This window comes from Halomonas sp. IOP_6 (genome assembly GCF_021151565.1).
Lineage (GTDB): Bacteria > Pseudomonadota > Gammaproteobacteria > Pseudomonadales > Halomonadaceae > Vreelandella > Vreelandella alkaliphila.
Genome location: NZ_JAIRBO010000001.1, coordinates 738,536 through 763,441 on the forward strand (window position 1 = coordinate 738,536; position 24,906 = coordinate 763,441).

At 43.7% G+C, this 24,906-nt stretch carries 17 protein-coding genes; all 17 read right to left on the minus strand.

The features are described 5' to 3' along the window. Positions 1-60: 60 nt before the first annotated feature. Complete coding sequence (locus tag K7H08_RS03435) at positions 61-915, minus strand: UTP--glucose-1-phosphate uridylyltransferase (protein ID WP_231657196.1); 855 nt, start codon at positions 913-915, stop codon at positions 61-63. Then, positions 915-2,612: a glucose-6-phosphate isomerase gene (gene pgi / locus K7H08_RS03440; protein ID WP_231657197.1), complete on the minus strand. Its 1,698-nt coding sequence runs from the start codon at positions 2,610-2,612 to the stop codon at positions 915-917. The genes K7H08_RS03435 and pgi overlap by 1 nt, the downstream gene beginning before the upstream one ends. Before the next feature lie 742 nt (positions 2,613-3,354). Beyond that, on the minus strand, positions 3,355-5,031 hold the full coding sequence (gene pgm / locus K7H08_RS03445) for a phosphoglucomutase (alpha-D-glucose-1,6-bisphosphate-dependent) (RefSeq protein ID WP_442908334.1): 1,677 nt from the start codon (positions 5,029-5,031) through the stop codon (positions 3,355-3,357). Between the two features lie 1,023 nt (positions 5,032-6,054). Next, the gene (galE, locus tag K7H08_RS03450; protein ID WP_231657198.1) at positions 6,055-7,053 is read right to left on the minus strand and encodes a UDP-glucose 4-epimerase GalE; all 999 of its coding nucleotides are present in this window, start codon (positions 7,051-7,053) and stop codon (positions 6,055-6,057) included. Beyond that, positions 7,050-8,030, minus strand: a complete 981-nt coding sequence (locus K7H08_RS03455; RefSeq protein WP_231657199.1) for an FkbM family methyltransferase — start codon at positions 8,028-8,030, stop codon at positions 7,050-7,052. The genes galE and K7H08_RS03455 overlap by 4 nt, the downstream gene beginning before the upstream one ends. Before the next feature lie 9 nt (positions 8,031-8,039). Further along, positions 8,040-9,146, minus strand: coding sequence for a hypothetical protein (locus tag K7H08_RS03460; RefSeq protein ID WP_231657200.1), 1,107 nt, complete (start codon positions 9,144-9,146; stop codon positions 8,040-8,042). Further along, the gene (locus K7H08_RS03465; RefSeq protein ID WP_231657201.1) at positions 9,139-10,173 is read right to left on the minus strand and encodes a hypothetical protein; all 1,035 of its coding nucleotides are present in this window, start codon (positions 10,171-10,173) and stop codon (positions 9,139-9,141) included. The genes K7H08_RS03460 and K7H08_RS03465 overlap by 8 nt, the downstream gene beginning before the upstream one ends. Positions 10,174-10,240: 67 nt before the next feature. Next, positions 10,241-10,900: an HAD family hydrolase gene (locus tag K7H08_RS03470; RefSeq protein WP_231657202.1), complete on the minus strand. Its 660-nt coding sequence runs from the start codon at positions 10,898-10,900 to the stop codon at positions 10,241-10,243. Then, positions 10,887-11,576 carry an acylneuraminate cytidylyltransferase family protein gene (locus tag K7H08_RS03475; RefSeq protein ID WP_231657203.1) on the minus strand — a complete coding sequence of 230 codons (690 nt, stop codon included), beginning with the start codon at positions 11,574-11,576 and terminating at the stop codon, positions 10,887-10,889. The genes K7H08_RS03470 and K7H08_RS03475 overlap by 14 nt, the downstream gene beginning before the upstream one ends. Further along, positions 11,573-12,319, minus strand: a complete 747-nt coding sequence (locus K7H08_RS03480) for an HpcH/HpaI aldolase family protein (RefSeq protein ID WP_231657204.1) — start codon at positions 12,317-12,319, stop codon at positions 11,573-11,575. The genes K7H08_RS03475 and K7H08_RS03480 overlap by 4 nt, the downstream gene beginning before the upstream one ends. 27 nt (positions 12,320-12,346) lie before the next feature. Then, positions 12,347-13,954, minus strand: coding sequence for an aldolase catalytic domain-containing protein (locus K7H08_RS03485; RefSeq protein ID WP_231657205.1), 1,608 nt, complete (start codon positions 13,952-13,954; stop codon positions 12,347-12,349). A gap of 9 nt (positions 13,955-13,963) precedes the next feature. Further along, on the minus strand, positions 13,964-15,253 hold the full coding sequence (locus tag K7H08_RS03490) for a hypothetical protein (RefSeq protein WP_231657206.1): 1,290 nt from the start codon (positions 15,251-15,253) through the stop codon (positions 13,964-13,966). 15 nt (positions 15,254-15,268) lie between these two features. Beyond that, positions 15,269-16,315, minus strand: coding sequence for a sulfotransferase (locus tag K7H08_RS03495; RefSeq protein ID WP_231657207.1), 1,047 nt, complete (start codon positions 16,313-16,315; stop codon positions 15,269-15,271). Between the two features lie 14 nt (positions 16,316-16,329). Continuing rightward, positions 16,330-20,523 (minus strand): glycosyltransferase family 2 protein, encoded by a 4,194-nt coding sequence (locus tag K7H08_RS03500; RefSeq protein WP_231657208.1) that lies wholly within the window; start codon positions 20,521-20,523, stop codon positions 16,330-16,332. A gap of 20 nt (positions 20,524-20,543) precedes the next feature. Beyond that, on the minus strand, positions 20,544-23,141 hold the full coding sequence (locus K7H08_RS03505; RefSeq protein WP_231657209.1) for a glycosyltransferase: 2,598 nt from the start codon (positions 23,139-23,141) through the stop codon (positions 20,544-20,546). A 229-nt stretch (positions 23,142-23,370) separates the two neighbouring features. Next, positions 23,371-23,916: a dTDP-4-dehydrorhamnose 3,5-epimerase gene (rfbC, locus tag K7H08_RS03510; RefSeq protein WP_231657210.1), complete on the minus strand. Its 546-nt coding sequence runs from the start codon at positions 23,914-23,916 to the stop codon at positions 23,371-23,373. A gap of 82 nt (positions 23,917-23,998) precedes the next feature. Next, entirely contained in the window at positions 23,999-24,895 is an 897-nt protein-coding gene (gene rfbA / locus K7H08_RS03515; RefSeq protein ID WP_231657211.1) for a glucose-1-phosphate thymidylyltransferase RfbA, read from the minus strand. Between the last annotated feature and the right edge of the window lie 11 nt (positions 24,896-24,906).

Here is a 24,906-nt window from a genome sequence, read left to right on the forward strand (position 1 = left end):
AAAAAAGCCGCTGCAGCATGAGCTGAGCGGCTTTATTTACTAATACGATTCTGTCTAACCTTACACGTCGTAGCCCGCTTCGCGAGCGAGCGTCGTGTTGGCTTTTAGCCACCCTTCAATGTGTCCACAATCAAAAGTCCGGCCATGCATCCGGAACGCCTGTACAATTTTACCCTCCTGCATCAAGCGGTCGATAGCATCCGTTAACTGAATTTCATTACCCGCACCAGGCGGCTGATCACGTAGCAGCTCCATGACGCGATAAGGAAGCACGTAACGACCAATGACTGAAAGACGAGAAGGTGCTTCTTCAGGCAATGGCTTTTCTACGACGCCACGCATAGTTGCACTTTCGCCAGCGGCAGGCTCATCACAGTCCACAATACCATAACGATCAACATCCTCCTGAGGTACCGCTTCCACCATAATTTGCGAAGCATCGTTGGCACCCCAGCGCTCTACCATGCTACCTAAATCACAGATATTGCTACCAACCTGGGGCTTTACCAACACATCAGGAAGAATGACGGCAAATGGCTCGTCTTTATCCAATAGATGCGCAGCACAGAAAATTGCATGGCCTAAACCTTTTGCGTTGGGCTGGCGAACACTGGTCACTTTAAGTTTTTTGGGAGAAATAGCAGACAGTGTTTCCAATAACGCATCTTTACCTTTACTGGCAAGTGAATGCTCAAGCTCAAAGTGCGCATCAAAATGGTCTTCTATGGCCGACTTACCCGCTCTGGTCACCAAGATTATTTCATTGATGCCTGCCGCCAGCGCTTCTTCCACCACATGCTGAATCAATGGACGATCCACAACGGGCACCATCTCCTTAGGGATCGCTTTGCTGATGGGCAGCAGGCGTGTGCCAAAACCGGCGACCGGAATAATCGCTTTGCGCACTTGAGTCATTAATTACTTCCTTTATCGTTTCGTTGCTTACGCCACTCATTCACTTTATGCAGCAGTTGAGTAGTACTCGGATCTTCTACATTTTGATGCTCAACCGGCTCATCAGCCAACGTTTGATACAAACTTGTTGCCAATCGCTTGCCAAGCTCTACACCTGGCTGATCAAAGGGATTTAAATTCCACAATACCGACTGAACAAACACCTTGTGTTCATAAAGCGCTAACAAGGCACCAATTGACCATGCATTTAACGTTTTCAACAATACAACAGAATTGGGCTGATTGCCGCGATACCCCTGCGCCATATAACCACGAAGTGATTGAGGGATAGCATCATCACCTAATGCGAACAGCTGGGATTGAGCTAGGCAGTGGGCTAAGGTTAACTGCTCCTGGGCTTCGAGTGAACGGCTGATTTTTTCACAGGCCGCCACTGGGCGCTGTGCAACAGCCACAAAATCAGCACTAACCGTATGGCTACCTTGATGTAAAAGTTGATAAAACGCATGCTGGCCATTAGGCCCCACATCTCCCCATAAAATGGGGCATGTTGCATGGGAAACAGAACGCCCATCCAAGCCAACACTTTTACCGTTAGATTCCATTTCTAACTGTTGCAAATACGCAGCTAAGCTCTTTAAACGACCATCGTATGGCAACACGGCATGAGTGGGAATATTCAAAAACTGCGAGTTCCACGCCCCAACCAAGGCCATCAATACTGGTAAATTTGATGCTAACGGCGCCTCCAGAAAATGCTTATCCATGGCATGCGCCCCTTCCAACAGAGCATCGAAGTACTCCACTCCCAGTTGCATCGCCACGCTTATTCCAATAGGCGACCACAGCGAAAAGCGCCCGCCGATCCACTCTTTGAACACCAGCTGCTGCGCTTCTGGAATGCCAAAATCTGTCATTTTTTCAGGCTTAGATGACACGCCAATCAACTGGTAACGGCAAACGGTCGCTTCATCTACCTCTAGTGCGTGACTTAACCACGCAAGCGCCGTACGTACGTTAAACTGAGTATCTGCGGTAGTGAAAGATTTGGAGGCCAGCACCAATAGCGTGGTCGCAGGGTTTAAGCACTCCATTAAGGGCAGCAGCTGCGCGCCATCCATCGTGGAAACATAATGTACGTTCACTTTAGTAATACTGGGGCGATCTGCTAACGCTTCACTGATCAGTTTCGGTCCCAAGTCAGAACCACCCACACCAATATGCACAATATCGGTGATCGCTTGCCCGGTAGCGCCATACCACTCACCACGATGAACCCGCTTAACCATCTCCGACATACGCTCACGCTGGTGCTGACAAAAAGCCGCTGCACTTTCCATCCCCTCTGGCGGCTCTTCGTTAGCTGGCCACCTTGCAGCCATGTGCAGGGCAGCACGCCTTTCAGACGTATTGACCTGCTCACCAGCAAACAGCGCCTGCCGTTTAGCAGTTAGCCCACAGCTTTCTGCCCATGCCGTTAAAAGCTCGATGGTTTCAGTCGTTAAACGCTGCTTGCTGAAATCAATATGCAGGCTACCGAAGGTGAATGCCAATGCACGGGCACGCTGTTGAGCACAGGCAGAATCATTACCTAAAAGATCACTTAAGGACTGGGCGTAAAGATGTTCTGCATGCACATGCAGTTCATTTACGGGTGTATAAACACGTGGATTTACGTTAGAAAGCGGTGAGTTCATATTGTCTTCCTTGATAAATTAAGGGATGACCTGACAAATATACAAGGCAAAAGCCAAGCCAAATCACCCCTCATCACATTCAACGCGAGAGTTTACAATAGGATGACAAAGAATTGTTAAGTAAGAGTAGCAATCTCGTACTCCGATAGCTGCCTTTGCGGGTGCGCTTCGCTTACCACGCACTACAACATCAGTGCATTCTATAAGTTATGTAGCGCGTGGTAACGCCTCTCGCGAGGAACGAGCGAAGGCGGCACCCGCGGGAGGCGGCGGAACGACATCCAGAGGTGTCGAAATCAACCCCACCACCGCTTCGCGCTGCCTTTGCGGGTGCGCTTCGCTTACCACGCACTACAACATCAGCATTCTATAAGTTATGTAGCGCGTGGTAACGCCTCTCGCGAGGAACGAGCGAAGGCGGCACCCGCGGGAGGCGACGGAACGACATCCAGAGGTGTCGAAATCAACTCACCCCAGCACCGCTTCGCGCTGCCTTTGCGGGTGCGCTTCGCTTACCACGCACTACAACATCAGCATTCTATAAGTTATGTAGCGCGTGGTAACGCCTCTCGCGAGGAACGAGCGAAGGTGGCACCCGCGGGAGGCGGCGGAACGACATCCAGAGGTGTCGAAATCAACCCACCCCAGCACCGCTTCGCGCTGCCTTTGCGGGTGCGCTTCGCTTACCACGCACTACAACATTCGTATATTCAACAGGTTATGTAACATGTGACAACGCCCACTACTTGCCCTTTAGCACACCAGAAAGCAACGCGGTGGCGCTTTCAATTAACTCGTCCAAATGCTGCGAGCCTTTGAAGCTTTCAGCGTACACTTTATAGAGCGATTCAGTACCACTGGGGCGGGCCGCAAACCAACCATTGTCAGTTGTTACCTTCAAACCACCAATGGCTGCGCCGTTGCCGGGGGCATTAACCAATACCGCGGTGATCGGGTCACCGGCTAACGTGGATTCCGTAACACTGTCAGCAGTAAGCTTCTTAAAAGCTGCTTTTTCTTCAGCTGTACAGGCAGTATCGACGCGCTTGTAGAACGGCTCGCCGAAGCGTTCGGTTAATGAACGGTAGTACTCACTGGGCGTTTTACCTGTGACCGCAGTAATTTCAGCCGCTAACAAGCAAAGCGCAATGCCGTCTTTATCAGTAGACCAAGCCTTTCCATCGCGCGTTAACAAGCTCGCACCAGCACTCTCTTCACCACCGAAGGCGAGCCAGCCATCGTGCAACCCTTCAACAAACCACTTAAAGCCAACCGGCACTTCATAAAGCTCACGTTGATGGGCAGCCACAACCCTATCAATCATCGAAGAAGACACCAGCGTCTTACCTACGTTGAGCGTTTCCGCCCACTCAGGACGATGGCCAATCAAATAGTCCACGCACACCGCTAAAAAGTGATTCGGATTCATCAACCCGTTGGCATCCACAATGCCGTGGCGATCAGCGTCAGGGTCGTTACCAAAAGCGAGATCAAAGCGATCTTTGATCTTTAACAAGTTAGCCATGGCATCAGGGCTAGAGCAATCCATACGAATCTTACCGTCGTGATCCAACGGCATAAAATCGAAACTGGCATCTGTTGATGTATTGACCACCTCAAGATTCAAGCCATAGTACTCAGCCACTGCTTGCCATACTGGCAGCGCTGTTCCACCCATGGGGTCAACGCCAAGAGTGAGATTAGCGTTTTGGATAGCAGCCATGTCCACCACGTCGCCCAACTGAGCTACATAGTGGGCGGTGAAATCATACTCTTGCGCATGCGCCAACGCCTGCTCTAACGGCACCGGTGTAATATCACATAACTGACGTAGCAAATAGGCATTGGCGCGAAGCTCAATCCATTTTGTTGCTTCGGTATCCGCTGGCCCGCCATGCGACGGGTTGTACTTAATACCGCCATCTTCAGGTGGATTATGGGAAGGGGTAATAATCAAACCATCGGCTAACGCAGTGTCTGGTGCTGCTTGATGATTGAGTTGGTTATGCTGCAAAATTGCACGACTGACCAGTGGTGTAGCCGTAATACCATTATCTTTTTCAATGAATACAGGCACCTTATTGGCGGCCAGCACCCGCAACGCACACTCCCATGCGGGTTTTGAAAGTGCATGAGTATCGTAGCCAAGGAACATAGGGCCTTGATAGCCTGCCTCAGAGCGGTAATCCACCACCGCTTGAGTGATTGCAAAAATATGCGCAGCGTTAAAGGTGCGATCTGTAGCCCGTCCTCGGTGACCTGAGGTTCCAAATGCCACTCGCTCTTTTGTGATATTGGCATCTGGGGTTTCATCAAAAAACGCCTTAACGATGGCATCCATTCTACTTGCTCCCTCATTTACATTTGATTGGTTCGCGCGCGCTTGCCAGAACCTTAGTGCACGCTGCGGATTACCGATTTCACTGGCGTCTTTTGCGGCCTGCTGCGCCATTTTAGCCGTCGCCATTGGATTATTAAGTAGCTGCTCAATAGCAGCTTGCCAAGCCTCTGGGACATCTTCTACCAACAGCCCATTGACCCCGTCGCTCACCACATCGGTATAAGGATAACGATTAGAATAGACACCTACTCCGCCCATCGCAGCTATATCGAGAAACTTAATAAATGACTTGCCCTGATTAAAGGGTGTGTTTAATAACGGCGCTAGACCAATGTGCAGCTGACACTTAGCCTGATAATTGCGAAAAGCGTGCCAAGGTAGCGGGTCTGGTGCCAAAACATTAGGTAATTCTACCAAGGCCTTTGGCGTATGCTTACCCAGCATCAGCTCAAGCTGTGTGTCGTTGCGAGTTTGCTGAATAGCCTGCAGTGCAGGAGCAATGTGCATTAAGTCATTCAGGTGCGCTCTAGTACCGTGGAAACCAATTCGCCACGGTGCTGAGGATGAAGGAGATGACTCAAAGTGAGTCTTTATTGGCAGCGTAGCAATAAGAGGCGGCGTTAAGACTGATACGCACTGGTGATGAGGACGAAAACGCTCAGCCAACATATCGCTGCAAGCAATTACCTCATTACTTAATGCCACTAAGCGGGGTTGAAGCTTAGCGATACGCGCCATACGTTTCCGATAAGCTGGCGGAAGCGCTGGATCGCTAGCTGCCGCCTCAATATCATCATCAATTAGATAACCGATATAGCCAAATGCTTGGCGATGCCGTTCTAGCCAGCGCAGCCAACTCAACGGTAACGAGCGGCATAACAACACATTTGCGCCAGCATACTGGTGCAAAAAAGAGCGGCCATGACGCCAAGCTGCACCAAAAGAGCGCGAAGTAACAGCGCGCTCAACCGTTGCCCCCTGACGTCGCAGCACCGGAGCTGCTGATTCGAGAAAGTAGATATCTTCTGTGGGCAGGCCACTATCGCTAAGAACGATAAACGTATTATTTTGCACATAAAACCTGTACAGGCCGGATAAATACTATTCTTCGCTAAGAACAACTTTCTTTTCCCAAGCCCATGCATGACGAATAATTGTCTCTAAATCAGCATATTGCGGACGCCAATCCAAAGCTTCTTTTGCCAGGGTAGCATCTGCCACTAACGTTGCAGGATCACCAGGACGACGCAGACCTTCTTCGACAATAACCTCTTTACCATCTTCAGCCACGACCTTTTGCACAGCAGAAATCACTTGTTGAACAGAATATCCCAGCCCATTACCCAAGTTATATGCAAGCGCTCCCTGCAACTGTTGAGCGTTCAATGCATGTAATGCAAGAGCATGAGCAGAACACAAATCTTCGACATGGATATAATCGCGTACACAAGTGCCATCTTCGGTAGCGTAGTCGCGTCCAAAAACTGTAATGTGGCTGCGTCGGCCTGATGCAGCCTGTAAAATAATAGGTATCAGGTGCGTCTCAGGATCGTGGCACTCACCAATATCGCCTTCAGGATCCCCTCCACAGGCGTTGAAATAACGCAAACAAACGGAGTTAAGGCCATGAGCACTGTAAAAATCCTGCAATATACGCTCAACCATTAGCTTGCTAGCACCGTAAGGGTTGATAGGCGTTTGAGCATGGGCTTCATCAATAGGCACATATTCTGGCTCGCCAAATGTCGCCGCAGTGGAAGAAAATATAAAGTGTCGTGTGCCATGCCTAACCATCACCTCTAGTAGGTTAAGCGTGTTGGATACATTGTTACGGTAATACTTACCTGGTTGTTGAACAGACTCGCCCACTAAGCTTGCAGCGGCAAAGTGCATCACGCCATCAAAAGTATATTGGTGGAACAGCTGCTCAAGTAAATTGGTATCAGCTAAATCACCAACTACCAGTTTTCCGTATCTAGCCAAAGAACGAAAACCGGTGGAAAGATTATCTAAAACCACCACATCATGACCTTGGCGAGCTAACTGCTTCACCATATGAGATCCAATATAGCCTGCGCCACCAACAACTAAAATTTTCATATATTCACCTTACTATCACTCCGGCACCAGAAAAGCTCTTGTTTACCGGATGCTTTAAAGTCTAATAAAAATCCTTGACTGATTAATGTGTTGAAAATTTCTATAATTTCATCATCACCTAATATCATAGGGTGTATTTCAACAATAATTTTACGAACACTAGTTAAGTCTAATTCTCTGAAAAAAGCTGCTTCACCACCTTCAATATCAACAATCAGTGTTGTAGGAGCCAGCTCAGCAATAACGCTATTTTTCTCTAAGGCTGGCACCTCAACTTGCTCGAAGTAACCCTCTGCTGGCTGCAGCAAGCTACTCCCCCAGAAGGCAGGTGTTACATAAAAAGCCTGCAAGCCAGGTTTATCCAGCAAAACCGCGTTTTTGACATTAAACACTACGTCATTATGCTGCATATTTTTAGCAATAAACGGTAACAGTGCAGGATTAGCCTCAAACGCAGTATAAGAAGCGGGATTACATCGCATCATTGCTGTCACGCCCATAAAACCGATACCAGCGCCAAGTTCCAGAACTCTATCATCAGGCTCTATGAAACGCGTTAATAGCTCAGCCTCTTTATGCTCATAGCTTCCTTCCACCAATGACTGGAGCAAAGGAGAAGGTGGATGTTTTGGGAACGAAAGATAGATGCCCTTGACCTCGCACTCACCACTCTCAGCTGCGTCTATATAACGACCATACTCTTGCACCTTTTTTTTTAGAAAAGGACCATCGGGACGAAAATAAAGAGCACGTAGCATTAATTTCTGTGATTGGTAGAGATCAATCCACTCTAAAGATGTCGCCGTATCTCTAAAAATATCAGCAACGTTATGCCGCTGACTGCCATTCAACGTATTATCTAAGGGAATATTTACAAGCAGACTAGCTATTTTCGCTCTTAGCCACTCAGTCACGCCATTAAGTGCAGCGGCATCGCTGAGTAAATCAACATCAACTTTTGTTAAACAGACATTCATACGCTGTCCTTAACCATTACGTGTGAGGCGATGCCACCAATATGAAAAATGATACTTACATGAATCAGTAGACAATTTTTTATGCTGAAGCTGATCATAACGACGTTGCAGCTGCCGATGGGAGCGATCAAGAGCGACAAGAGCCAGCATAGCCTGTTTAGCTATTTGTTCCACATCCGCAGAATGAAGATCACTTTCATGAGGGCTATGCGCCATGTAACTGTTGTAAAATTCCGATGACCACCAAGCAGCACTATTTTCCATCTCTTGTTGCTGCTCATCAGGAAGAACTTTCAAAAGCTGCTGATTACTTCTCTGGTAATAGCGTAAACAAAGCAAAACATGATCTTTATTAAGCACCCAAGGTGTTGGTTCTTTTGGCAACTCAACGTGACGAGCCACTACGAATTCTATCTCAGAGTTATGCGGCCCACCTCGAAGGTCTTTATGCTGTTGAAAAAAACGCAACAAGTAACCAGGCAAACTTGTATTTGTTCGGGTAACATCTGGAGCAGCCTGTTTAATTAAATGATAGAAGTCAGTAACAACATCACTGGGAAGCAACCGTACTGTTACAGAATTTACACCAGGAACCACTAGCCATGACTCATAAGCATCATACCAATCAGCTTTTACTATATTAATTTTGAGCCAGTCTTCAAAAGGCTGCCCTGTCCAGGCACCCCATTGCCACCATGCAGAGTTTAACCACTGTAGCTGAGGGCGGACATACATAATAATGTCAGCTTCAAGACCTAAGCGTCTTAATATATTCATCTTAGCAAACTGAGCTGATTGGTTGCCCCATGCTTCGTTTGACAATACAAGAGTACTTTTCGAACCAGCGAGATCAAAAAGACGTTTCCTACATGCCTGCCAATGTTCATTGTCCCACTGATCAATTTTTAACGAAGAAACCGAAGGTATATAGCCAGTAGCAGATGTATTTGCCAACTGGTTGAGCTTCTCACCACTGATAACATCAGCATTTTCACGAATTACCGTGTAACGATAATTATTAGAAAGGTGATGTTGAGACAAAGCTGCTTGTAATGCGCTGCTACCACACTTAGGCATACCAACATGCAAAATAGCAGGAACAGCACGGCTAGCCATTCAGCTGCTCCATTACGTCGATAACGTGCTGAGCTACTTCTTCATGTGAAGGCCAAGGAATACCTCGCCACTCCGAGTTAGGGGTTGGAAGCGGTTCATAAAACAATTGTCCACTCTCACGTCCCAAGTATGTTTCAGCAATGTAACGATACGTTTTCATCTGATCTTCTACGAGACGAATGCGAAACTCTGGCTTCAACATATCCTGGATATTATTTTGCGTGTCTTCACTAGTAACTTGCTTTGCATGCGATAAAAGCGCAGCACGAACTGCATCACTGGTGTTTACTCGTTGAAAGGTATCCATCAGTTGGAGCGAGCGTATCGGTAACGATACATTGTCACGCTGAGCCATTGTAGGTAGTTTGGAAATCAAAGTTTGCTGCCCTATTGATGATAAAAAATCACTGGCTAAATCCGGTTGATTTTGCTCAAACTCATAAGGGCGCACAATGATGTTTTCACGTCCAACAGCGTCAGCCCAACGATCAATTAAATACCTATAGTCACCATAACGTGGATTCTTTTTTTGTTGAAAATTAATAAACCCATAAGGCCCACGGTTCCATGGTGGTAAATGCTTCATTTTTACCGCTTGAGCATAGGCTGAAAGCCACCAGTGATCATGGCGACGTAAATAAACAATTACTTTCAGTGGATAGCTTTCAAAAAAAGTATTCAGTTTATTAAAAGACTTATTCAGTAAAAAATCTTCAGAGCTAATGATCACTTGTCGTGTGTCAGAAGTAATTTCACTTTCTAAAGATTTTAATAGTTTACTAGGTGAGCACAGCCACTCTGAGGGAACACCAGGATTGCAAAATCCTAGGGAAGCACTTAGGGAGTAGTGAGCTGCACCAATACGACCTGCGTTAGGATATAAGATGCCATGTTTAGCTAACTGGCCACTTATATGTTGTAAATAGCTCTGAAGCGCAGTGGTACCCGTTTTGTTCATACCTACATGCAAGACAACTTCGGGCTTAGGTTTTTTAAAAAATTGACGAATCATTAACTGACCTTCCATAGCCCTTATAAAACGCCTGCGATTCAAGCGCGATTAAAAAGCTAAGTTTAAAAAATCATCAAAGCAACTAGACAATCAGGTGAGATACTCTACTAAAAATTGTTATTTTTTCCTGTTTTACCCAAGTTTCCCAGTCGCACACTTCACTCCAATCGCTCAAAAAAACAAAATCAATGGAGGCGTCTCTGGCGGCTAGATAATCATATTTACTGTCTCCTAAAAACAATGCGGGTTGTGTAATGTTTCTACTTTCAAGCTCACGACTGAGGATTTCATCTTTAGTATCTGGACTACCAAAAATACCGCCATCGAACAACTCGGCAATTCCCCTCACAGAAAATATCTCACGAAGTTCTGCTTGATCTCCTCCAGAAACAATCAGCCAGCGGGCTTCGGGTGTCTTCTTTCGCAAGGTTTCTAAGCCAGGAGCTATATCACAGCTTATTAGGCCTTCACGCACCTCTGAAGCGTAGCGGTTTAAAAGCGCATCTAAGTCTGGGCCGACTTTATCTGGAGTTACAAGGTTTTCGAGAAAGTAGGCAAATTTTTTGTAGCGTGAGACACCACCATGCTGCACGTGATAGTTCACTAGTGCTTGAGCAGCTGACTCACCATAAGGCAAGGCAGCTTGATAAAACGCATCAGTCTTAACACGATTAGAGTTCAGAACCACACCGTCGCAGTCAAATACAAAAGTTTTATATGTAAAAACATCAGAATTCATCATAAAACTCTTTTAAAGCTAACGACATTTGGTAATCTTCATACTCATCAATATCTACACCAGATATCTTACACACTTGATGCTTTAAGGGCTTCTGGCCCAAAAAATACCCTTCCGCTAAAGTATCGACTTTGTTTCGCATATAGAGTCCATTCGTAACGCGGTAAATATTGGGTAGTTCTTGACTAATTGTATGATTTTTATCTGCACGATAATTTAGCGGCCCTTTGTCGTTCCAAAAGTACTCTTTCAAAAGGTTTACTGAAACAAGGCTGTCGTGACTTTTAGCTTCAACAACTTTTTGCAAATAGAGTTCAAAGGCTTCACGATATTCAGATGGCTTCATCAGCGGAACTACTGCTGTTACCCACGCAAAATGATCCGTAGGAACATCATTTACAATACCAGTAATTACCTCACTGAAAGAAGCATCATGTCCTGTACTCAAGTAGTCGTTGCGCGGTAAATATTCAACACCCATATTATGAGCAATTTCTTTAACACGTTCAGAATTGGAACTTAAAAAAATTCGATCAGAACGCTGTATACGCTTTAGCTGATCGACCTTCCATTCTACAAGATTAAGCTCCTTATGAAATGGTAAAAAAATTTTCTGCTTTACTCTGCTACTGCCTTCACGTACGGGAATAACAACAGAAATATTAGAGAAATCGTTCATTGGGCCAACTCTTTTAGTTGCTGACAAGCTTCAAGGTAAATATTTACATCTACCGAGTACGCAAGATAAGTAAATCCTTCTTTTTGAAGTAGTTTGGCATTTTCTGGGGTATCACAAAAGGCACCTAGCACCACTCCTTTTGCTTTAGCCTTTTGTGCAATTTCTTGCATCAATGTTACTACCTCAGGAGCACTTACCTCACCAGGCTTTCCAACCGACTGTGATAAATCATACGGTCCGACAAAAAGCACATCGAAACCAGGAACGTCTAATATTGCATCTAAATTATTGACGCCTTCAAGACCTTCTACCTGCAATACTACAATTGATCGGTTGGCTTCAGAAAAGTAGTCAACTTTATCTTGGCTGCCAAACTGTGCTGCTCTTACAAAGCGACAAACTCCACGACTACCAAGCGGGTAGAATCGTGCTGCATCAACCGCTGCTTTTGCCTGAGCAGCTGTATTAATATTAGGTACCTGAACGCCTGCAGCACCTGTATCCAATGCGCTACCAATCGCGTGGGCGTCAACTCCTTTCACACGAATAAGGGCACTCATCGAGGTTAGACGACTAGCGCGCACATGATGATGCAGAGTATCTAAACTAACAGGGCCATGCTCAGTGTCCAAAATGATAAAATCCAGGCCAGACAGCCCTGCGGCCTCTACAAAAGCACTATCTATTGTTTTACTAAAAATACCCATTGCAGTTCGATTCTGCATTGTGTCAAGCAATGACATAGCTCCTCCTTAATGAGAACAACCGCTTTATAGTGCGTAAATACTGACACTGTCGAGGTGGTAGCGTGTGGGCGTTACCGCCAAAATTCTTGCAGCTTGTTTAGCAGTTGCATATGCCGAAAGCACTTTATCCATTTCAGCATTTCTTGGGTCATCTGCTCTAAAGCCATCAAACCCTGCCATTAATACCCTGCTTGCGCCACCGCTGCTCGCAACAGCCAGCGCATAAGCCACTACCAGCGAAGTAGGCGCAGTACAGTGCGTCTCAGCAAAGGCAAAGCTATCTGCTTGAACGTTCAAACCAAAGTCTAACACTTCTTTGTTGGCCAAAGATTCACGCACGTCCGCCGGTAACATCGTATAAGGTGTGATTAACGGCTGAGGCAACTTGGTATGTGCCTCACAGTCTGCCAACAGGCGTACGGGATGACAGGCAACACGCAGGTCAATCAACTCGGCTTTAATCGCACTCTGGGTATTAAGCGCCAACACCAGCGGTTTATGATCACGGATATAGCGCTCCAGCGCCAAGCGGTGGCGGGCAACACCAGGTCCGGTGCCTAGCAGCAGCACCTCACGTCCGGCAAAGCGCTCCTTGGGTGACCATTGCCCCTTGGGCTCGCCATGATAGAAGTGACGCGCCGCATCCAGGGTATTGAGGCTGAACTTCTTACCACCTTCTACACGTAAGTGCTCTATTACAGCCAACACATCTTCTTCATCGTAGCGGGAGTCGCTGAGCATTTCTTGAATATAGGTCGGGTGAATGCCGTATTTGCCCGCTAAATAGTAGTACGGATTGGTTCCCCAGCCGTAGTGCTCTTGCATGGGCTTGAAATGCTTACGAAGTAGCGCCATTAAAGGCACCATACTTACCTGCTTATCGCGTCGTTCCGCTAGCTCAATAGCTAACTCTTCAGTGCGAGCATTCCCAGGGCCACGCCCCATACCAGTAACAGTCGCATCTACCCACGTAACGCCTTCATCAATCGCACGTAGAGTATTGGAAAGGGCTAAGCCTAAGTTGTCATGGGTGTGAATCCCCATTGGCCCTTTCCATTCAGTACGCATCCACTGAATAATTTGAGCAGCTTGATCAGGGTTCATGCTACCCATGCTATCAGCAAAATAGAGCGCATCAAGTGGGTAAGATTTAGCCTCACGAGCAAGCGCTTTTACTTCAGCTTCGGTACGATCAGCTACTTGCATTAAATTAAAGCCAACCTTGTAGCCACGCTCTTTTAACCACGTAACAGCAGGCAAAGAAGCCGCAAATTCATGTACATGACAAGCAATACGAACAAGCTCTACTGGAGAATTTTCCGCACTGTTAGGAAACAAACGCTCCAGTGCCTGAACTTGAGGAATATTGCTCACTAGCTCACTACCGTTAATCATAACACCGACCATTAAACCTGCAGGAATGGTTAGGCCACGAATAAACTCATCTGTAGTAAATGCACAAGGCCCTTGGAAGCCTTGATTTTTAAGCGAACGAAGGCCAAGTTCAACAGCATCGACACCAGCGGCTTGCATAGCTACAAGATATTCATGGATAAGGTCTTCAGAAAAATCCCATCCATTGTAATAACCACCATCGCGAAGAGTACAATCTAAGAAAAGCAAATTTTTCATTCTAGCCACCTATTTGATGCGTTTTAAATACTCATTAATTTTTTTCTGTATTAATGGACCATTGGGCCTTAAATACAACGCTTGTCTCATTAAATCAAGAGAAATAGAATAGTTTTCTTTTTTCTCATACAACAAAGCTAAATCGCGTATAATATTTATATATAAATCTTCGCTAAGTCCATATCTTTCAGTAGGGAACTTATCCAACGGAGAAAAACTATTACCAGAGAGAACAACTCTTCCAAAAGATTTCTCAAGTGACTCCTTAACATCTCTTACGTTATCATAAAAACTAAAATCTAGACTTTTAAAACTAGCAATTATATTTTTTTTTATTTTTTCATCAGCCCGGATTGAAAGCCTTAAAAGTTTATCAAGATAATCACTATACGATTTCACTTTATAATGATGTTGTATATTCTCTGAAAACTCCCCATCTGAATCAGATAGTTTACATAAAACCTGATGAAATGAAACCGTGGAGTAGGGAACACTAAGTTCTTTAAAGTGAACTATATCAAACCCACTTTCAAATAAACTCACTGCCGTTTTAAAAAAATCTAAATTTAAACCTACTAAAGCATTCCTACTCTTATAGTCTCCACAAAAATGGCAATATACAGAAATAAAAACAACAATATTAACTATATTAATTAATGATATTCTAAAAATATCTCTATCTTTTATTTTACTCAATTCATCATATAAAAACGACCAAGATTCTACAAGCTCTCTTTCATAACCTTGATATATCAAAATTAATTGCCGGACATAAAAAAGAGAAAAGAAAAGATGGTCTCTATCTTCTCTGACACTATTACTCAGAGAAATCTCACCGACTCTTGGCAATAATTCATTAGCCATATTAAAGGCTTTTATGATCAAAGGCTTTTTATCAAGCTCTAATGCTTTATAACAAAAAACAACACATAAGCTAAACTTAACAAACAAAGGGAGAGTAGAATAAAAAGCCTGATAACATATAAAAGCATTGGTCTCATTGTCTTTATGTCTATTTTTCCCCCATGTATAGCCTGATGCAACATAATCCTTATAATTTAAAAAATAAAAAGGGGGTGAACTTGTATTTTTATGTAATAAAAATTCTTCCCCCCCAGAAAAAAGGCTTATATTGAAAACAATAGAATCCTGAATTTCACTTATATCAAAACAATATAGCCTCTTATCTATATCAACATGATCAAACGGCATTACCTCGCCATCATTAACTTTTATGATATCGATAATGACGGGAGACTTTATATAAAATAAACTCCCCCTAACATAATAATCAAACATTAAAACCTCCAAAACTCATGCCTTAGATCTTAACACTATTGAAATATCACTATTATAGCCAACAAGTAAATTTTTCACATGGAACCGCGCATTAGAAGAATGTTTGTTATCAGGAAAAAGTATAGCAATCTTAGGTGAAGGCAACTGCCAATCTGCAAGGTATTCTTTTCCATCTACGATAGCATAGATATCATAAGAAGATATATCTAGACTATTTGACAAAAGAACGACCCCTCCTATTGAAGTAAAGCCGTTCTCACGAACAGTAACCCAACCATCGTTATCAACAAAAGCAGCTTCTAACTCTGAAGATGTTTCAACATTACAAAGTATCTTTTTTCCTTTTTTTATAAGAGTTTTTTCACTAGAGACATTAGCTAAATTTTCTTTTTTACCAGCATAACTATGTTCAACACCCAAGGTTTGACGCACAGCATCAAAATTATAACTTAAACCTAAAAACTCATACATATCCTTTAATACATCTCCATTTTCTACAACTTCGTTATAATCAATCCAAAATGAGTTACTATGAGATTGACTCCATTTTCTTGCACTTTCTTCAAAACATAGTATATCGTTCAAAGCTTCATTTTGGTCACGACTTTTCCAAAAAGCGCTCTTTAAAACAGCTTTATGATCGCGTGTCAAAAAGATGAAGGCCGTATTTGGAAGCAAAATATTTAAAAAGGCCAGATATTCTTTAAGCTTATAACCCCACTTATCTTCTAACCCATTAGGTGTATAACGAATCTCTTTAAACCCCCAAAAATCACACGAAGGAGGAATACCCAACTGTTCTTTCAAAAGTTCGTAAGACGACTTTAAGAACTTATCTTCATCAAAAGAAAAACTCCCATAAAAAGGCTTGCTTGGACTTTCTCCATTTTGACCTTGGTCTTTCAATAACTTTTTTAAAGATTGATAAGACTTAAACAAACCAAAACAAAAATTAAAATTTTCACCTCTTACTATAGTTTTATCAACATCGTTCAATAATCCTTGAAGCAAAGTAGAACCAGTACGACCATAGGTAACAATCAAAACATGTTGAAACTTCATACACAACCTCAAGTTCAAAATTTGACAGAATTTTCACTGCAACCAAAACTTCCGTTAGCCTCAGCCAACATACTTGCATAACGCTGGTACTCTTTAGCACCACCATAGTGCTGCTTGCGTTTGATCTCTTCTTTCACCTTGGCTTTAAAGCCAGCATGATACTTAAAGTGAGCAAACCATACGTTATCAGTCAATACATTAACATTTACAATATCGTGAATGCCTTGAGATACGTGAATCCAAGGACTGTATTTAACTAAAGCATATTTTTGCGATGTAAAGGCATTTGGTTCAGCATTCCGATCAATTCGATGTCGCAAGCTGCTTACAGAGCTAACATTATTAGAATAAAAACCACTGCCAATATGCCAGTTCACCAAGGGTTTTTTATCGTGCCAATTTGCTACTTCAAATGGTTTATCGACCGTAAAATCGGCATCATTCAAATCACCGAATGGGTACATATCAATCATATCCGTACGAATGCAGTCGTACCCTTTGGACTCTGCTTCCTCTACGTAGCTTTGCAGTGAACATTGCGGGTATCCAGGGAATACCAGTAGCTCATCGGCATCGGCAATCAACGCCCATTTTCCTATGCAGTGGTTGGCTAAAATAGCCTGTTGCCAAGCTACTCCATAATGTGAGTATTTATACTCAGTGTCCGCTGAGTAGAGCACAACATCCGGTTGCTCATAAAGGTATTCTCGCGTGCCATCATCCGAACAATTATCAGAAATTATAAATGTTTTAACTCCTAGTTTCCGGTAATGCTCCAAAAAATGTGGCAGCATAATCATTTCATTACGCACAGTGGCTACAACGATAACAGAGCTGCTAGTAAGCTTTTGCACTTTTTCCGGTGAAGAAATCAATTCAAGTTGGTTGCTATTCTCTTTAACTGAAGCCCCCCAACATGATGGCCATATTTTTTTAGGCCATAGCTGATCTGTTCCTTTTACTTGATAGGCAATCTTCTGATGTTCCGCAAGATCTAGGTGGGTAACCTGAGTAGGTGTAGCCGCAGATGGCATAAATGTATTTTCAAACATGCCGATAGGTACAGCAGCCCCATAAGTCCGTCGGCGCTGGTAACATTCGTAATCTTCATTATTAGGCGCAATTCCCTGCATCGCTAGCAAGTCGCCTACCAACTTATCTTCCATGAAGGAGTTAACAATTAAGCGTTTACCCTCTGGCGTTGCTTTCGCATCTATTAGCGCTTTAAGCGCAATGCGTGAAAGAGTATAGGCACCACCTCCATCTGCATATAAGGAGGGCTCTGGCGATTTATCCAGCGCTTTTTGAGCACGCATAGTTTTAGATTTTGTATGGTGCCAACTCCGGTCCATACCACCAATAGGGCGATAAATTACCCGCCCATAATAATGGTGTTTGCGGTAAGCCAAGGTATTAAAGTAATTATCTACATCCAAATAGCAGTCATCGTCAATTTTTAATACGTATTGAGCAGCTGTATTCTGATACACCCATTCCATCAACTTTAGCGATTTATGGGGTAAGTCTTCATAGGTATCTGAAACGTTAAGTTCTAATATATCTCCCGTTAGCGTATCATCGCCGTCACCCACCATAATCACATAGGGAATTCCACGTGTCTTGAGGTCGTTCAGCCAGGTTTCACGTATTGCTTTGATACGAGTGTCCAAATAAGCGCGACAGGAGTAGACCACCACCAAGGTGTCTTGCGGCCAAGCAGGCTGAATGCTAAGCGCTTTTGCGCTGGGCGCAACCGGTGTGATTTTAGAGAAAAGTGCATCGTGAATATTGCCAAATTTGGCTTCTAACGTGGCGCGTATCCCTTTTAGCCACTGCTTAATCATAGCGTGCTGACTAGCTAACTGCTGAAGGTTAGCCAACGCCGTACATGCGGGTGCAGGTAACCAATAGGCTGGATTCGAGTCTGCTATTATTTGGTGGAGACAGTGATCGATAAGCTGTAAGTGTGTAGAAGCGTCTTCTGGATAAAGGCTTAAAGCACTAGTCAGCATATCAACACTTAAGAACATGGCATGCCAGTTGTGAATTGCCATGAGTTGATCGTTACCAAGCCGGTTTTCTAACAACGCTTTAGCGGCAAAATTTTGTGCATTATTTGAAACACTACTGGCTCGTTCGGTATTTTGACGCAGTACGCTACGAATATCGTCACGATATAATGCTACTAACTGTTCACTAATGGCTTGATTAATCAGTGGGTGTGCGGCATAACGGACAGCTTCTATGTGATCGGCACCAATAACATCCTGCAGTAATTCGAATAATTCCTGATTTCCAAGAGTTTGTTTTGGTAGAAGCGCTGCTATCAATTCACGCTGCATAAAGCGCGCTTCAGGATTGCGTTTTAGTTTGAAATATTCGAGCCCACGATGAACCTGACGCCACTGTGTAGTGAGTTCTTCAAGATGAGTAAACGCATATTGAATAGTCTGCCAGTGCTGATGAGCTCTTACCAAAGAAGCCGGCGCGGTAGGCATCAATTCTGCTTGGTCTAACTTCTGCCAAAAAGAAGGTGAGAGTCCATAGTGGCGAACAGCTGCTAAAGCGACATCTTTTTGCTGGTAATCGGTCATCAATGGAAGCTTGCTTAACATTGCTACCAATGCATCTTGTAACAATGCATCATGAAGCCGCGAAAACCATTCGCCCTGAAAGTTATCTAATAGTGTTAATACGGCATAACGCATTTTCTCAGCTTGTGCCTGGGTAGCCTCCCCTCGTGATTCTAACACTTGGATATGATGAACTGCATACCAAACACACTCTGTGTTAAGCCACCCTTTATCCAGCATTTTTCCCAACCGCCACATCGCATCGGTTGCCCGACCTAGCTGACGATCGGCTACCAACGGGGCAATTGCCAAGGAAACCGCCCAGGTATTATCAGCATGGTCAAGTGAATAGTAACCCGTAAAATCCGTCAACTGCTTTAAGCTAAGTAACTTGGCTTCTTTGGCCATCAAAGGGATAACAGACTGCAAAAAAGTTTTTTTAACGTTACCTACCAGTTGAAGCTCATGAACAACCGCTGAAATCGCATCGAATGTATTGTTGTGTTTTTTCTGGAGTTTATGATTTAATTTTTTTTGCGCCTGCCACATTAATTGCGTATCAAAACCAACAGAGTAGGACGCTATAGAAATTTCACTTTCTTCCTGTGCACCTCCTGCATTCAAAAAACTATCTAGCTGCATAGTAGTTGCAAAATCACGATAATAAGCTTGGGTACTTTCCTCCAGTGAAGTTAATGCCCCAGAAAAACGTAGGTGCTCTAACGCCAATAAGCCTAAATACTGCTTGTTATCTGATTCTGGCAGTTTGGCGATATTTTCAAGCCATAAAGATTTCTGTTCACTTGTTAGGTTAAGTTTAAGTGCACCCGGATAACTTGCAGCACGAATACTTATCTCAATAGTGTTATTGAGAGCAGCACTAGAATCTTCCCACACATAACCAGGCACTTCAATTTCAAATGGATGTTGAACAGCGGTTTTGCTTGATGCTGCCTTCTGTAAAACTCTACCTATCTTTGCGAACGAGTCCGATATCTCAGTTTTTATATCACCGATAGGTGTACGTAGTAGTACTGGCCAATCCTGAGCTTCTTTACCTAATTTTATTGTTAATAGGGGTGTCTCGTGAGAAGCTAACGTAATGAAGCCTTTGATAACAAAATGATCAAAGCTTTCGATTCCTGCTACCACATCACCATGCTTGTTGTTTATTGCGCCTATCAGCGCTCCCTTACTCGCCTCTGAACTCATAGTCGCTTCAGACGAATAGCTAGCGCTAGCAACATGGTTTGTTTTTGTTTGTAAGCTTGGCAAATCACCAGTAATTTTTATTTCGTGACTATCAGCCAAAACTACCAGCATAGTTTTATCTAGCTTTTTGCTAATTAATGCGTTTTTAACTTTATCAGGTAACTCAGCTGTAAATCCTGACGTATGAAAGTCATTGCCATGTTGAGCCGCAACATCATCTCTTGTATGCCATTGTGGAGCCAATGTGTATTCTTGCCCCTCAAGCCTTATACTCAGTGATAACGGTTTTCTGTCGAGATGGATTACCCAACCCTCTATACCTTCATGTGTTACACGCTCTACGAAGCCTTCAACTCTTTTTTCTACTTTTTTAGATTGAAAAAATGCTTTAGGCTTTTTTACTAACTGCTTCATTGGAATCATCCTTGCGTACTCTCAATTCTTTAATATTGGTTTAATTTATCAATTAAAAAATCATTTATTCTTTTAGGCTCATTTGCATAATTTAACGGTAGTAGATAGTCACTACGGTTGTATTTTTTCAAACGCGTCTCAATTGCTCCTATCTTAAAGGAAACAATAGGCGTTACGGTTTGCAATGCAATGGATAACGTATAACTATATGTCTCTGGCCATATAGACGGTAACCATATCGCATCTGGCTTTAATTCAGCTAAAACATTCAATGCATCAGACTCTTTGTACTGACCAGTAAGCTCTACACCCTGGGCGCGTAATAGCAAGTCATTCATAGAGAAACCCATTACGGTAAAACGAATAGGCAACTTTCTTTTTTTTGCATCTACTGCAGAATTTAGAAGCACTTCAAAGCCTTTCAGCTTACTGATCGCACCAATTACTACAACATGTAAAGTGGAACCCGGTTTTTGTATATTTCGTTGTTCTTTAATAACAGGGAGTTGATCATGAGGAATAACTTGGTAGGCTACTTCTGAATAGTATTTTTCTAGTCTACGCTGAACGTCCTCATCAGGCACTGTCACTATATCAGCGAATTTCATTATATCTCGGTGTATCGAACGCCAATTCTCAATACTCTCCTCCCCAAAGTCGTTACCCCTCTCTTTGAGGCAGCGGTTGCATTGTTTTGAAGAAGGCTCTCCACAGTAGAAGCCATGCTCGTCAGCTAGATTAATCCTTGGACATATTACTTTATAGTCATGAATATCAATATGCAGTGAGGCATTTAATTGCTTAGCTAACTCCATCAAGTGCAATGGTGCATCTATTGTAAAATCCACCATGCCGTGTGGGTTAATAATACTGATATCTAGAGGTTCTAGTAACTTACACATTGCTTCCGTGTTAGAAAGAACTACTGAGCCTAAGTTTAGTAACTGCCGACAGTAAGGGTGCTGAAGTCTCACTCTGTAAGGTTGATGACGTTCAGGCCTAAGATAAAAAACACCTTTACCTTCTTGCATTGCTTTAGACGCATCTTCACGCAAATGTCGCTCAGCCCCTCCTCCTCTATTATGACAAACCATTAAAATATTGTGCTCTTGAGTAAAGGTAGATAGTCGTGCCACATCTAACCTCATACGAAACTTCTTTAAAGGATCACTTTTTATAAAATCGTCTACCTGCTTTTGATAATCAGGATATCGCTTTGATAAAACTTGTAGTGCATTGGTGATACGCTTTCCTTTTTCACCGAGAAAGGAAGCACCACCTAGGTGCCTTACAAATACATCTGTCGCAATTATGTTTTTCCAACCAGCTGCTATTGCACGCTGGCAGAAGTCATTTTCTTCCCCATATCCCTTGCCAAAGGCTTCCTCATCAAATAAACCAATATGATTAACCGCATCGCGACGAATATACATACAAAAACCAACACCTGTAGGCGCTTCAACGTATTGGTGCTGATTATACTGACTTGCTAATTGATCGAGATGTTTATAAGACGTTTCTAACGGATAGGGGTTATCATGCAAAAATCTAGGATAGCTACAAATGGTAGCGTTATTAGATAGTGGCGTGACAGTAGCAATGGTCGCTTCTTGGTAAGCAGAATGGCGAATCCGATCTACCCAATTATTGTATACTTCCGTATCTGAATTTAATAACAACACATCTCTATCGCCATGAAGCGACATTCCTTTATTAACAGTACCTACAAAACCTAGGTTTTCTGCATTCTCATACAAGCTAATTAGTCCTCGCTCAGCCAGTTTCTGAAGCTCAGCGGTTAACTCTGAATCTGGACTTTTATCATTAATAACTATAAGCTCAATAGGCCTCGTGTACTCTGCCATTAACACACTAGCAATACAGCGCAGTGTCAAATCTTTATCTTTATAGACAGGTATAATAATATCTATTTCTAACATACCTTCAAACTGCAAGGGCTTTAACAAATTTGAAATATCTTCCCAAGGTTGGTGCATTACGTTAACTGCTGAATTACAATTTTCCTCTCTTGTTGGTAGGCCCGCATAGTGCCCTTCTTGAAGATAGTGAACGAGTGGGTTTACTTTGGCTATTTTTACTTCAGGATTATTATCTAGGTACCATCCACCATCGAATTGAGGATTAGGGGATCTACCTTCCACGCCCCCAAAATGCAAATAGTGATATAGCGGTTCCAACTGACTTTTACGTACGTCTTTATTATTAGACAAATAGTAATTGATATCAAACCAACTACTTGGTGAATATTTTTTATGCCATCCTATCATTGTGTAATCAATCAAGGTATTGACGAACCTACCTCTGCTTTTAGACTTAGCTTTGTAAAAAGCAGGGTTAAACAACGGCATTGGTGCCCTACCTTCTCTATCGCCGTAAGTTGCATAATGCAGGTAGGGGTTAATACCAGCATCAGCCACGTCAGGATTATTTGCCAAGTACCAGCCTTCATCAAACAGTCTATTTTTTTTGAGCAACTTTGCGATAAACGCATAATACTGTTTTTTACCACCAGCTCTTATCACTATTTGCTTAAGCAACCACAGCAGCGTCATCAACGCAGCCCCATAGTACGGACGCACACTTTTCTGTAATCGCTTCAACTTCACAGATACACCTTAATCATAGTCTATATTTGGAGTAAAAAACTCAACCAACTAAAACTTTGCTTTTATACTTCTTTAACACTGGAAAAATATTTAATGTACTCTATTTTTTGAAACTGTCCCTTCAGGCAAGCAGAGCAAACTTAATTTTACTTACAACCTTCAATATAAATTTCTCATAAAAGCGTTAGATATCGTCAAAAATCGATGTTTATTAATAATTTTTTATTATTTAAAAAACAACCGATTCATTGAATGCTTTACCTTGTGCATCTTTCACTGAAACAGTAGGATTCTGGTTATTCTCGAATGGCCACGGAATAGATAACTCACTGTCATCCCAGATAATGCAGTGCTCGTCGGCAGGGTTGTAATAGTCAGTGCATTTATATTGAAACTCTGCCTGATGACTTGTCACGTAAAATCCATGTGCAAATCCTGGCGGTACCCACAGCATTTGCTTGTTCTGTTCGCTCAGCGTTACACCTACCCACTGGCCAAATGTTGGCGAGCTTTGACGCATATCCACAGCAACATCGAAGACTTCGCCTTGCGTTACCCGCACTAGCTTGCCTTGGGGCTGTTGGTGCTGGTAATGCAAGCCACGCAAAATGCCATGGGCGGATTTGCTGTGATTATCCTGCACGAATGTGTGATGACCGCAGTGAGCTTCGAATTCGCTTTGGCGAAAGGTTTCCATGAAGAAGCCGCGCTCATCACCGAAGACTTGGGGGGTAATGAGCATGACATCAGGAATGGTGAGTTTTTCGTATTGCATATCTAAACCGTGAGGGGTGAAGGGTGAGGAGCTCGATGTAAGGCGTGAAGGGTGAGACTACTTTTTCCTCACTACTCACCCCTCACTTATTACCTTTCGTTTTGAGTAGGCGTTGTAGGTACTGGCCGTATTGGGTTTTGGCGAGTGGCTTGGCCAGTTCGGCTAGACGCTCGTCGCTAATCCACTGCTGCTGCCAGGCGATCTCTTCCAGGCAGGCAATTTTTAGACCTTGGCGGTGTTCAATGGTTTGTACGTATTGGCTGGCTTCTAGCAAGCTGTCGTGGGTGCCGGTGTCTAGCCAGGCAAAGCCGCGGCCAAGGCGCTCTACACGTAAATCACCACGCTTTAGATAAGCGTTATTCACACTGGTAATTTCTAGCTCGCCACGCTCTGAAGGCGTTACGCTTTTAGCGATTTCAACAACATCGTTATCGTAGAAATATAGGCCAGTAACAGCATAAGCCGACTTGGGCTTTCTCGGTTTTTCCTCGATAGAGATCGCGCGACCCTGCTCATCAAACTCCACTACGCCGAAACGTTCAGGGTCTTTTACCAAATAGCCAAATACCGTCGCGCCCGACGTGTGCGAACTAGCGCGCTTTAACTGATCTGAAAAGTGCTGCCCATGGAAAATGTTGTCGCCTAACACCAAGCAAACGGGGCTTTCGCCGATAAACTCCTCCCCAATAATAAAGGCTTGGGCTAGGCCATCAGGGCTAGGCTGTTCAGCGTATTCCAGGCGAATGCCAAAGTCTTCGCCAGTGCCTAGTAGGTTTTGGTACTGGGGAAGGTCTTCCGGCGTTGAGATAATCAGAATATCGCGGATACCTGCCAGCATAAGCACTGAGATCGGGTAGTAGATCATCGGCTTGTCATAAATTGGCAGGAGTTGCTTGGATACACCGCGGGTAATGGGATGTAACCGCGTGCCCGAGCCACCGGCCAAAATAATGCCTTTACGGTTTTGGAGGGTGCTCATACTCAACTCAC